General features: G+C 54.4%; 11 protein-coding genes. 9 read left to right on the top strand and 2 right to left on the bottom strand.

The window, feature by feature from the left end:
• Positions 1-31: 31 nt before the first annotated feature.
• Complete coding sequence (gene greB / locus A0G03_RS08990) at positions 32-511, top strand: transcription elongation factor GreB (RefSeq protein ID WP_048262798.1); 480 nt, start codon at positions 32-34, stop codon at positions 509-511.
• Positions 512-579: 68 nt separating this feature from the next.
• On the opposite strand, the gene A0G03_RS08985 is transcribed toward greB, so the two are convergent.
• Positions 580-1461, bottom strand: coding sequence for an HpcH/HpaI aldolase/citrate lyase family protein (locus A0G03_RS08985; protein ID WP_048262796.1), 882 nt, complete (start codon positions 1459-1461; stop codon positions 580-582).
• Positions 1462-1711: 250 nt separating this feature from the next.
• Between A0G03_RS08985 and A0G03_RS08980 the strand changes: the two genes are divergently transcribed.
• From A0G03_RS08980 to A0G03_RS08945, 8 genes are all read left to right on the top strand, one after another.
• Positions 1712-3613: an IucA/IucC family protein gene (locus A0G03_RS08980; protein ID WP_080965270.1), complete on the top strand. Its 1902-nt coding sequence runs from the start codon at positions 1712-1714 to the stop codon at positions 3611-3613.
• 81 nt (positions 3614-3694) lie between these two features.
• On the top strand, positions 3695-5917 hold the full coding sequence (locus A0G03_RS08975; RefSeq protein WP_048262794.1) for a TonB-dependent receptor: 2223 nt from the start codon (positions 3695-3697) through the stop codon (positions 5915-5917).
• Between the two features lie 41 nt (positions 5918-5958).
• Entirely contained in the window at positions 5959-7362 is a 1404-nt protein-coding gene (locus tag A0G03_RS08970; protein ID WP_048262792.1) for a Y4yA family PLP-dependent enzyme, read from the top strand.
• A gap of 13 nt (positions 7363-7375) precedes the next feature.
• Complete coding sequence (locus A0G03_RS08965) at positions 7376-8392, top strand: PLP-dependent cysteine synthase family protein (protein ID WP_048262789.1); 1017 nt, start codon at positions 7376-7378, stop codon at positions 8390-8392.
• Between the two features lie 10 nt (positions 8393-8402).
• A complete protein-coding gene (locus tag A0G03_RS08960) occupies positions 8403-9560 on the top strand; it encodes an NAD/NADP-dependent octopine/nopaline dehydrogenase family protein (protein ID WP_048262788.1) in 1158 nt (385 codons plus the stop codon).
• Between the two features lie 73 nt (positions 9561-9633).
• Positions 9634-10884, top strand: coding sequence for an MFS transporter (locus A0G03_RS08955; RefSeq protein ID WP_048262786.1), 1251 nt, complete (start codon positions 9634-9636; stop codon positions 10882-10884).
• A complete protein-coding gene (locus tag A0G03_RS08950; RefSeq protein WP_053075326.1) occupies positions 10877-12028 on the top strand; it encodes an ABC transporter substrate-binding protein in 1152 nt (383 codons plus the stop codon). Before A0G03_RS08955 ends, A0G03_RS08950 begins: the two co-directional genes overlap by 8 nt.
• 62 nt (positions 12029-12090) lie before the next feature.
• Positions 12091-12501, top strand: a complete 411-nt coding sequence (locus A0G03_RS08945; RefSeq protein ID WP_048262784.1) for a ParB N-terminal domain-containing protein — start codon at positions 12091-12093, stop codon at positions 12499-12501.
• Here A0G03_RS08945 and A0G03_RS21865 read toward each other — a convergent pair.
• On the bottom strand, positions 12498-12656 hold the full coding sequence (locus tag A0G03_RS21865) for a hypothetical protein (protein ID WP_157860055.1): 159 nt from the start codon (positions 12654-12656) through the stop codon (positions 12498-12500). The genes A0G03_RS08945 and A0G03_RS21865 overlap by 4 nt on opposite strands.
• Between the last annotated feature and the right edge of the window lie 107 nt (positions 12657-12763).

The following is a 12763-nucleotide window of genomic DNA, read 5'->3' as shown; positions in this document are numbered from 1 at the left end:
TACGCGCTAAGAGCCTAACGGGGTTACTGACTTGAAAACCAATCTGATTACCCGCGAGGGCTATGACAAACTGCGGGTAGAGCATGAGCATCTCTGGAATGTAAAGCGCCCGGAAATTACCAAAATCGTTTCCTGGGCTGCTAGCCTGGGAGATCGCTCGGAAAATGCGGACTACACCTACAATAAGCGTTTATTACGCCAGATCGATCGCCGTGTGCGCTATCTGAGAAAGTGTCTGGCGGAATTGAAAATCGTTGATTATTCACCGCAGCAGGATGGCAGCGTATTTTTTGGTGCCTGGGTCGAGATCGAAAATGAGCAAGGTGACGTGAAGCGCTTGCGGATTGTCGGTCCAGATGAGATCTATGGCGACAGCAAAGACTATATTTCGATCGATTCCCCGATGGCACGCGCGATGCTGAAAAAAGCGGTTGATGAAGAATTCACCGTGAACACGCCAGATGGCCCACGCGAGTGGTTCGTCAATGCGATTGATTACGTTAAATCATGAGCGTAGCCCGGCTCACACCGGGCAGATGCATCGCTGACGTGAAAAACGCGACGTCGCCTGGAACAGGTTTAGCCATCCGAATTTTGTGCTCGCAAGAGCTGTCTGGCCTGCTCAATGACAGGTAAGTCCACCATCTCGCCGTTTATCTGGAAAGCGTAGCTGTGTTCGGCCGCTTTCAAAACCTGCTTTGCCCAGTCTATTTTGCTACGATCTGCCGTGAAAGCCTGCTGAACGGTATCGATCTGTGAGGGATGGATACAGAGTTTGGCCGAGAAGCCGAGCGAGCGTGCATGTAGTGCGTCAGCTAGCACTCGGTCATGATGCGTGAAATCGGGATTAACGCAGTCTATTGGCGGCGGTAAATCAGCCAGTCTGGACGCCAGTACAATACGGCTTCTGGCATACAGCAATGCGTGCAGGGATTGATCGCAATGGATGTCGAGTGAGAAATCCAATGAACCAAATGCCACCCTTTCTACACCTGCGTCACAAATTTCTTCCGCATTATGTAATCCCCGAGCAGTCTCAATAATCGCAATAATATTCACATTTTCCAATCTATTACGATTTATCATTTCCCTCGCTTCATTCAGCATTGCTGCTGACTCTATTTTTGGTAAGACAATTTCCTGTGTGGCTATTTCATGTCTCGCTGCGGTTTTATTTCTTAATCTCGCCTTGTTACTGAGTCTATTTATAAAGTCGACATCTTGACTGAATTCCGGTGATCCAAATTTATTTAAACGTATATATTTTTTGCAATTTATTTCAGAGACGGAGGTATCATTTTCATACCATTGGATAATATTTTCTCTGGCCTGGTTTTTTTCATCAGGATGAACAGCATCTTCCAGATCAAATATCACGGCATCAGCTCCACAGCGGATGGCATGTTGAAAGCGATGAGGCGAATTTCCAGGCACGAAGAGGTAGGTCTTAGCGTGTTCCATGCTGTTCTCCTTTGCTTATTTCATTGATTAAAAATGAATTTATAGAAATGTAACTAATTAATTGCGAATAAGAATGATACCTATTTACATTGACGTTAGTGATATGCTAGCTTTCCGTTCATTATTTTTCAATCTATCAATCACGACATTTTTATTAAGTTTCGGGATGTGTTAACCCGCGATCTAATGACACCCTTTTATACGTTACAGCAATCCATTCTTACTTGTTTTATCGGTATAGGGAGTGATTATGAATATCAAGGCAGACGCAGTTGAACACAGGGATATACGGAATATTCCAGATGGTTTTCTCTCTGATTATTCAAATAAAAATGCGTTAAGGCGATTGATTCGCTGCTTTTTCGCTGAAGGGATTTTGAATAAATATAACCTGATATTTACTGAGGTTAATTCCGGTCGTGCAACATTTTCTTTGCGCGGAAACAACGGTGAATTGAAGTTTGATGATATTTATTCGGCCCCGGCAAACACTTATATTAATAATGGAAATATTTATCACATTAATTCCCAAGGGACGTCTTTTCCCGTCACTGACCACGCACAGTTGATTGATTTACTCCGCGAGAGTTTTGATTTCCATCCCGAAGAAAGCGGCATTAATGGCCTGAAAAAAGATGTCGGCAACAGTGTCCGTAATGATACCAACGCCCGGCGTTATCGTAGCCAATGGCGTGCTGAGGTGGCTGATGCCATGCGGCAGGATGGGCAGGAATGTTTCACGCAGTGGCTGCGTCGGCAGCGAAGCATTCGCGATGCCGCGATGTTGCTCGACCAGTGGGGATCGCTGGAAGGGCATCCCTATTATCCCACCTGGAAATCCCGTCCGGGCCTGAGTGACGAAGATGTCCAACTGCTGTCGCCAGAATTCAATGCTCGTGTGCCGCTGCGTATTACCGCGCTGCGCCGTGATATGGCGTATGTGGAATGCATGCCGCACGTCGATGATTTTCATCAGTGGTTTGCTCAGGCGTTCCCCGCGCTCTGGCAGGACTGGAAGCAGCGCTTGAATCAACAAGGGTTGGATGAGACGCAGTGGCTTCCGCTGCCAATCCACAGCTGGCATCTGGAAAACTGGGTGAAATCCCATTACGCGGATGAGATTGCCGAAGGGATTTTACTCACCGACGGCCCCGATCTCATCACGCTGCCGGGGATGTCGTTCCGCACCGTCTTGCCCGTTGAGCCACCTTCTTCTCCTTTCATCAAGCTGCCTGTCGCCATCTGGATGACCAGCGAAATGCGTAGCCTACAGGCAAAATCGATCCACATGGGGCCGCGCATTAGCACCATTATCGAAGCGATCCTGGCGCAGGAAGGCGGGTTCGAGCAGCGGCTGGAGTTTTTCCGCGAAGAGGCCGCATTCCACTACAAACATGCGGTGCATCAGGATGACGCAGTGGGCAAACACCTCTCTGTCGTCTTCCGCGATGCGCGCGCCTATGAACGCTCCGACGGTGCGCTGCCCGTCACCGTCGCCACGCTGTTTACGGCGCTGCCTCACCGCGACCAACCATTATTCACCGAGCTGGTTACGCTGTCCGGGCTTGGCGCAGAAGCGTGGTTCCGTCAATACGTGCGCGCTGTGACCCGTCCTGTCATCGCTATCTATCTGCTGTACGGCATCGGGCTGGAAGCACACCAGCAGAACAGCCAGATCCTCTTCTCGCCTGAAGGCGTCGCGCAGGGGTTATTAATTCGTGATTTCGGCGACGGACGTACCTACGCACCGCTGCTGAGTCAGCGCGGCTATCACCTGCAACCTTACGTCTGGCCCGGCATTCTGCCCACGGTATTTGAAGGCGATATCGAGCCGGTGCGGATGTTTGTCGTCGATGCCTGTTTTGTCAGTCACCTGCACGAATTGGCACTGGCACTCAGCGCGGAATATGGCTTTGCCGATGCCCGACTGTGGCAGGTGATGAAAGAGGAAACCGCCGCGGCGTTTGACGCAGTGAAATCGCGCGTTGATGGCGATGTGTGGCAGACCGAGCGTGACATGTTTTTGACCCAGCCTTGGTATACGCGCTCGCTGTTGCGCATGCATATCCAGGAATACCGCGACTACCGGATTCAGCACGGCCTGAGCAACCCCTTCCTCACGGAAGGAGAAGAAACTCGCGTCGAGCCGTGATGTATGGCGATGCTCCTGCCTTACAGGCTAAAAACGGGAGCATCTTTTTCAGTCCTCATTTTGAGATGGATAACTTTGTTGATGAACGCCAGGAAGAACTTCACGCCGTCTACCGGAAAGCACCATTTTCCCATTCCCTCTACGTTGGGCGTCGCCATAACGGCGGCAATCGCTATGCTGAGTGGAATCGCGATACCCGTGCAGGCGGCAACGGGAGAACGCGATGATTCCACCATCGTGGTGGAAGCCAAAGACGCCGAGGCTGTGCGGGGGCTGGTGGCGGGCGGTATGTCGGCGCGATCGTCCAGTACCGGGCTGCTGGGCAAAAAGGATGTCATGGATACGCCGTTTAACGTCAGCAACATGACCTCATCGTTTATTGAAAACAAACAGGCACAGACGCTGGGGCAGGTAGTGGCACATGACGCCTCGGTGCGGGTGAGCAGTTCTCAGGGCGGTCTGCTGGATTCTTACTACATCCGCGGTTTCCCACTCAACGAAGGAAACCTGAGCGACATTGCCATGAACGGCGTCTACGGTGTTGCGCCCAACTATCAGTTGATGACCGACTACATTGAGCGAGTGGAAGTCCTGAAAGGACCGTCGGCGCTGCTGTATGGGCTGTCCCCGAACAGCAGCGTGGGTGGTGTGATTAACGCCGTCACTAAACGCCCGACCACCGTCGGTAACCTGACTCGCCTCACCACCAGCTGGCAGTCTGATTCCCAATTCACGCAGCATGCGGATATTTCCCGCGTTTATGCGTTGGACAATAACAATCTGCTCGGCGTGCGTTTTAACGGCAACTATGGCTACGGCGACACGGTGTGGGACGGCAGCGACAAGCGCACACAGGTCGGCGCACTTGGGCTGGATTTCTCATCAGAACGTTTCCGTGCCACGTTGGATCTCATCACTCAGCACCTGAAAACGCGTGCGCCGTCTCGCCCTTATTCGTTCGCGGCGGGGGTGACGGTGCCTGATGCACCAGATGGCAACACCAACATTTCTCAGCCGTGGGGCTTCTGGCATTCCAAAGATCAGTCGGTGTTGCTGCATACCGAATACGATCTGGCGGATAACGTCACCTGGTTTACCGATCTGGGCGGTTCCAGCGCGCACGTGAGCCGACTGTCGGAGCAGGTGCCGCAGGTTACGAATAACAATGGTGATGTAACCAGAATAGGAAACAGTACCTCTTATCTTGTGAATTACCGTGCTGCTGTGAGTCGTTATAACTTGGCTACGGGCATTAGAGCTGATGTGGAAACGGGCTCGGTGACACACAAATTATCAGCCCAAACCAGTTATTACAGAGATCGTCACGCGACATCGAGCGAAATTGGTCCAGACCTCAATACGAATATCTATAACCCCGTATATATGTCCCCCGTTGACATTGCTGCACCAGCAACGATTAGCAAACGTTCTTCCACCGCGCTGTCGGGTATCGCGTTGGCGGATACGCTCGGCTTCTGGAACGATGCGCTGCAGATCACAGGTGGGCTGCGTTATCAGCAGATCAAGTCGGATAACTTTGTTCCCGGCAATAGCGCACCTTCATCGTCTTACGACAAAAATGCGATAACGCCGATGGTGGGTGTAGTTGTTAAGCCCTGGCAGCACGTCTCGCTCTATGCCAACTACATTGAGGGGCTGAGCAAAGGGGATATCGCGCCAGCGAATGCAAGTAATCCGGGGCAGGTACTTGCTCCGTATAAGAGCAAACAGTATGAAGCCGGGGTGAAAGTGGATGCGCTGGGAACGATCTCTACGCTGAGCGTTTTCCAGATCACCAAGCCAAGCGGCGCACTGGTTAACGGTACGGGTAGTGAGTTTGTTACAGCTAACGAGCAGCGCAATCGGGGTATCGAACTGGATGTGGTTGGTTCACCGCGGGAGGATCTGCGTCTGACCGGCGGCGTGATGCTGCTGGATGCCGAGCTGACCAAAAGCGTGACGCCGGGTGCGCAGGGCAAGCGCGCGCCGGGCACGTCGCGTTTTCAGGCTAACGCCGGGGTGGAATATGACCTGCCGTTCCTGCGCGATCTTACGCTGAACGCCAACGTCATCCATAACGGGAAGCAGAACGTCAACACCATCAATACCCAGTCTATTCCTTCCTGGACCACCGTTGATTTCGGCGCACGTTACAAGACGCGAATCTATAACGCCCCTACCACGTTCCGTGCCGATGTCCTTAACGCCTTTGACCGTAATTACTGGTCTGGCGTGACGTCATTCAGCACGGTATCGCAAGGAACGCCGCGGACGCTGATGCTATCCGTGGCGGTTGATTTCTAAGGATAGGTATTTTTCAGGAACCGAACGTTAAGGAGATAGCGATGAGCAACCTGTTTAGCTTTGCCGCAGTGTCTTCCCCCGCTGTCACGCAGGCCCACTGGCCTGAGAGACTGACGCCTTATCTGGATAGTGAGATTGAGCAGTTCCTTTTCAACTCGCCACAAAGGCTGTCATGGCTGGTTGAGCAGTATGGGTCGCCATTGAATATTGTCTGGCCGCACACTGTTGCCAACAATATCGAGGCATTGCGAACCGTGTTGCAGCGTCACGATGTGGACTGCCGCCTGTACTACGGCGCGAAGGTGAACAAATCGCCGGGGCTGGTACAGGCGGCTGTCAACGCGGGCATCGGCGTGGATGTCTCCAGCTTGCAGGAACTGAAAGATGCGCTGCGGGCTGGCTGCGACGGCACGCGGCTGTGCGCCACTGGCCCGGCAAAGACGCGCGAGTTTCTGACTGAGCTGGTTCATCACCGTGCGCTCATCGTGCTGGATTCGCCGGAAGAGTTCGACGACGTGCTGGCGCTGACGGCGTTGTTGCGCGTGACGAAATCGGTGCGGGTACTGCTGCGCTATCGCCCATCGTTCACACAGGCCAGCCGTTTTGGCATGCTGGCCGATGAGGTCATGCTCTGTCTGGAGACGTTAAGCGCCAGACAGGATGTGCTTCATCTTGAAGGCTTCCACTTCCATCTGGGCGGCTATGCTCCCGATACCCGCGTGGCCGCATTGGCTGAGCTGTTGCCATTACTGGAGCGGGCGCGGTCACGGGGTTTGCAGCCCGCGATGATTGATATCGGTGGCGGATTGCCGATTCAATATCTTTCGGCTTCTCGCTATCAGGCATATTTGGCGGAGCAGAATGAGGCGGATTACCGCCACGGTCAGGTGCCGACCTCGTTTTACCCGTACGGCGGCGAGCGCTCGGCATCCGACTATCTTGAGGCATTTTTGTCAGCCTCAATTGGGCAGCATTGCGTGGCGGACATACTGAAACAGTATGGCCTGATTCTGGCGATTGAGCCGGGGCGCAGTCTGGCCGACCAAAGTGCGATTACCGTATTTCGCGTCACACGTACGCGCCGCCAGCCGGATGGCAACCACGTCGTGTTTGTCGAAGGCAGCAGCTTCAGCGCGTGCGAAACCTGGTTTAACTCTGAGTTTTTGATTGATCCTCTGCATGTTTTTTCCGTCAAAAAAGACACACGTCCGACGCCGGGTAAAGCCTGGATCGCCGGACACAGCTGTCTGGACGACGATGTCATTACGAACCGATTGATTCATTTTCAAACCGTGCCGCAGCCAGGCGACTTACTGATTTACGCGAATACGGCGGGATACCAGATGGACCTGCTGGAGAACGCGTTTCATCGGCATCCGCTGCCTGCGCGCCTGTGCGCTTTCAAAGGTAAGAAAGGTGAGCTGATTTTTTCCAGTGATAACTGAATGGAGCAGAACCATGATCCTGAATAAAGTAACTGATTTGATTGGTAATACGCCCGTTATACAAATTCCCGTCCCCTATGGGGATACGCGTTTGTTTTTAAAAGTGGAGAAGAACAACCCCGGCGGCAGCATGAAGGATCGCATGGCGAGAAACATGATTGTCGCCGGACTGAAGTCAGGAAAAATTCGTCCCGGCGGCACGATTGTCGAGTCATCATCGGGTAATACCGGTATCGGGCTGGCGCTGGCGTCGATTGAATACGGTCTGCGCTTTATCGCCGTGGTCGATCATCATGCGGCACAAGACAAGATTGCCATCATGCGCGCGCTCGGCGCGGAAATTCGCTACGTCTCCGGCGACTACGGCGAAGATGAAGTGGCGGTGGTGGAGCGCCAGCGTATGGCGGCACAGCTGGCGGAGGAAATTCCCGGCGCGGTGTTTATGAACCAGTCGGATAACGCGGCGAATGCGGGCGGCTATGCCGATTTTGTCCGCGAGTTGTTCAGCCAGATTGGCAAGATTGACGCGTTTGTCGGCTGCGTAGGCACGGGCGGATCGATGACCGGCATTTCGCACGGCCTGAAAGTCCATAACCCGGATATTGCGACCATTGCCGTTGAGCCGGTTGGTTCTATCGTCTTTGGCCACCCCGGTAAGCCCTACTATCAGTCCGGCACCGGTACGCCAGCAGGGGACACCGTGGGGCTGGTACTGGATTACAGCTGCATCGACTATGGCGAACAGGTTTCAGATGCACAAGCGTTTGAAACGGCACGCTATGTTGCACGGAATTACGGGCTATTGGTCGGTGGCTCAACGGGTGGGGTGATCTATAAAGCGCTGGAATTGATCTATCAAGATCGTATCGGCGGCAACGTCGTACTGGCGATCGCCGACGGCGGTGAAAAATACCTGCACACGGTGTTTAACGAAGAGTGGCTGGCGGCGCGTAACCTCACGGATAGCAGTGTGTGGCACGACCTGGATCGCTGGCTGGGCAACGCGATTTCTCTGGAGCAGGCAAGCTAAGGAGTCAAGGATGCGCGAAACGCTAAGCGGGCAGCCGCTTAACGTGGTGATTTGCGGGGCCGGTAAAACCGGCCATCTCGCCACGGTACTGTTTAAGCAACTGCCGGACGTCAAGGTGACGCTACTCGGCAGCCATCCCCGTCTGCCGGAAGCCTACCAGCAGCACGGTAAACGGCTACACGCGCTGCCGCCGGATGGTGAAACGCTGACCGCCACGCCGGACGGCGTGACCTGCGACCCGGCGGAAGCCTGCCGCGACGCCGACGTCGTGATTATCACCGTTCCCGCCAACTTCCGCGCCGATCTTCTGGCACGGATCGTTCCCCATTTGCCCACCGATAAGCCGGTCTATATTGGTGCGATCCCCGGTTTTTGTGGTTTTGACTGGCTGGCCGAACGTGAACTAGCTGTGCGGCCGAATGCGGTGATTTGGGGAATGAAGGACGTCGCGCACATTGCGTTTGATTTAGTGCCGGGCCGGTCGATCAAGATGGGCGGCGAAAAGGCCACGCTGTATGTCGCCACGCATCGGCGCGAAACCGCTACAAGCCAGCAGGCGCTGATGGCGCTGTTGCAACGGCTCTATTCTGCGCCCGTGGTGCTGTTGCCGGATTATCTGGAGATCACGCTGACGCCGGGTAACCCGATTATGCACAGTGCCGTAATTTATGGCCTGATCGGCCCTTACGGTCAGTGGCATGCCCGATCGTTCCCTCAATCGCTGTGCTGGTGGAATGATTGCCCTGAACTTGGGGCATATTATCTGGAACGTATGGATGAAGAGAATCAGCGGCTGTGTGCGGCGCTGGAGACGCGGCTCGGCGTGCGGCTGAATTCGGTACTGCCGCTCAAGCAGGAGATTATCGATGCCTATGGCGATCAGATTGCTGATGCGCACACGATGCTCTCCGTGTTGCGTACCAACCAGGCCTACCACGGCATCGGTCTGCCGTTGCGAAAGCATAACGCTGGCGGGTACGTGTTTGATACTCAGCACCGCGTGTTTCAGGAGGATATCGCCTACGGCCTGAGCCTGTTAGTGACCCTTGCGGAGAATTTGGCGGTTAGCGTTCCGTACATTGAAGAGGTTTATCGGTGGTGCAGCGATTACATGGGCGTGTCCACGCAGAACCGTCCCGACTATTTCCCGCCGCACGGGTTGAGATGATGGGATTGGGCAAAATGATGACAGTGGCTGAATTAAGACAGGATGACACCGTGGAACCAGAAGGAATTGACGCATGCGCTTGACCGGACAGGTCGCGTTCATCATCCACTTTATGTTTGTTGTACAACTGGTGGCGATGGGAGCGATGGAGATGAGCGGGCCGTTTTGGCCGCTGCATCTGGAAAGCATGTCGTCCGGTGCTGAACTGAGTGTCGCGGGGATTGCCGTCTACGTCGGGCCGATGTTGGGGATTATGCTGACCAGCGCCTTCTGGGGACGGATGGGCGATCGCTTGGGCAACAAAGCCATGATGGTCCGCGCACTGTTCGGGCTGGCCTTGACCCAACTTGGGCTGGCGTGGGCAAATGATATCTGGACGATAGTTGCGCTGCGTTTTATTCAGGGTGCCTGTGCGGGTTATATTGCGCCCGCGCAGGCGTATGGCGTCGCGGTGGTCAGTCCGTTACAGCGCACGCGGCTATTTGCCTGGCTTCAGGTTTCTACCAACGTGGGATCGCTGCTGGGCGCGATTGTCGGTGGGCTGATTCTCGATTATCTGAACTTCTTCTGGATCAACCTGAGTGCCGCGATCCTGTGCGCGCTGTGTGGCATCACCGTAGCGCTGTTCCTGCCGCATGTTACCCCCGTGACTCCTGCCGTTCCGACCGCGGAGGCTCAGGAGAAAAACATTCCCCGCAAACGGCTCTGGGCGCTGTCGCCGATTCCCGCCCTGTTGCTGATTTCTGGCCTGTTGCTGACCAGCCGCATGATTCCGCAAACGCCGTTTTCCCTCTACATGGACGACTTCTTTCAGGTAGATAAGTGGGTTATCGGTCTGTGTTATGGCTTGCAGGCGACCGGGGTGATCGTCTCTGCGTCATTGTGGGCGCGCTATTTTGAAGACCTCTCGCTGTCGCAGACGCTGAGCCGCCTATGTGTGGTCATGCTGGCCTGCGCCATCGTGACATTGACCGCTGCCACGATGCTGAATATTGCGATTTTCATCCCGCTTTATTTCCTGTGGGGTGTGCTGCTTGGGGCTACCACGCCGGTTCTGATGGCGCTGATTTCGCGTGCGGCGGGTGCAGGGCAGCAGGGTTATATACTCGGCGTGGCGCAAAGCGTCAGCCAATTTGCCTCGATTCTTGGCATTTCTTTGGGCGGATTAGTTCTCTATTCCCCCGGACTACGTTCGCTATTCTTCTGCGTTGGCGCCGCGTATCTGGTGACCTTACTGGTCGCTCTGATGCTGCTACGACGTTTGCGGATACAGGCGGAAAAACATGACTCTCTCTCGACGAAGGGAAATATCGAAAATGTTTAATCGTTGGAAGCGGCAGTGTCGCCGTCCGTTATTCCTGAGTGTGCTGCTGATGGCATTCCTGTCGCCGCTGGCGGGACAGGCTGCGCAAACGTCAACCATCGTCAAGGATGTGTTGGGGCGCGAAGTGAGAGTCAACACGCCAGTGCAGCGCGTGATGCTGGGTGAAGGGCGTCAGCTTTATCTGGTCGCCATGCTCGACAAAGAAGATCCGGCGAAAAGAATTGTTGCCTGGCGGCGCGATCTGATTCAGTCCGATCCCGCAACGTGGCACCAATATCGCGATCGTTTCCCTCAACTGGCGACGATCCCGACGTTTGACGGTACGGAGAAAGGCACGTTTGACGTGGAGCAGGCGGTGTCACTGAAGCCGGACGTCATCATTATGAACATTGAGGCGCAGCGGGCGATTGTCGATGCGGGTTACGACCGGATATTGGACAGCGTCGGGATCCCGATCGTCTACGTTGATTTCCGCTATCACCCGCTGGAAAACACCGCGCCAACCATGCGCCTGCTCGGCACGCTGTTTAATCAGGAAGCGCGTGCCGAAGCCTTTCTCGCATTCCGTGAGGCGCAGCTAAAACGCGTTTCCGACGTGTTGGCAGCGAAACACCCGCGTTCTCCGCGCGTGTTCATTGAGCGACTAGGAGGCTACACCGATGAGTGCTGCCTGACGTTTGGTCGGGATAACTTCGGTAAGTTCGTGCAGTTGGCTGGTGGCGACAACGTGGCCGCGAAAAACGCGCCGAATACTTTCATGCAAATGCATCCAGAACAGGTGATTGTGGAAAACCCAGAAATCGTGGTGATCACCAGCGGCAACTTTGAAGCCTTCGTGCCCGGCGGCCGCTGGATTGGGTTAGGGCCGGGGCAGGATATGACGGAAGGGCGCAAGCGGCTTGAATGGTTTCTGGGGCGTCCGGCCTATACCAACACCATCGCCAAACAGAAACGTGCGTTCCATGCCATTTGGCATCAGTTTTACAACGGCCCTTATGATTTCATCGCGATTCAGCAACTGGCTGAGTGGTTTCACCCAGACTTATTCCGCGATCTCAACGCGGATGACACCTTCCGCCAGCTTCATCAGCAGTTTTTACCGGTTGACTACCAGCCGGGCTACTTCGTCAGTCTTGCGCCGTAAATGAGAGGCAGCGCTGGCGTCATGTCGGCGCTGCACGTAACCGTTACGTCAGGAGGTGGAGAATGTTTGAAAGTATGACCTACCATATTGCCCTTACGCCCGTGCAGTTCCTGTTGCCCTCGGAAAATGTCGATATGTCGAACGTGGAATGTCTGATGGAGGATATCTGTCGCTGTGGCTGCTGGACGACGCCTGTGCCGATAGAGAAAGAGACGGGGATTATCATGGACGGCAACCATCGGTTACGTGCTGCCACCGAGCTGGGATTAAAGCATATTCCTTGTGCGCTGCTTGATTATGACGATCCCCGCGTGTCCGTTTACCACTGGAAGACTGGGCAGCCTTTTTGCAAGAATCTGATCATGCAGACGATTGTGACGGAAAAGTGCCTGTTTCCCTACAAAACGACGCGCCACCTTTTCCTGCCCGCACTGCCATCGGTGAGTGTTGTGCTTGATGAACTCATGCGCTAATCACGCTCCTGCGTTAACCGCTTCACGCTGTCGTCCTGAGTCTGGGCGGCAGCACCCGCTGCTTCTCTTTTCTCCTGCTTTTGCCGCCCCAGTGCCTTTTTATTGGCGGCGGCGTTACTATAATCTTCGTAAACAACAATCTTCGCTAACCACAACCTGCATAAATCGCCGATGATTTTATGCCTGACAGGCACAGGAAATGATTGATTACACGAATTTTAATATGCTTTGTAACAATTTCGCCTAGAATGTATACCAGAAA

The organism is Pectobacterium peruviense (assembly GCF_002847345.1).
GTDB lineage: Bacteria > Pseudomonadota > Gammaproteobacteria > Enterobacterales > Enterobacteriaceae > Pectobacterium > Pectobacterium peruviense.
The sequence above is the reverse complement of the archived record's forward strand: the minus strand, read 5'-3'. Positions and strand labels throughout refer to the sequence as shown.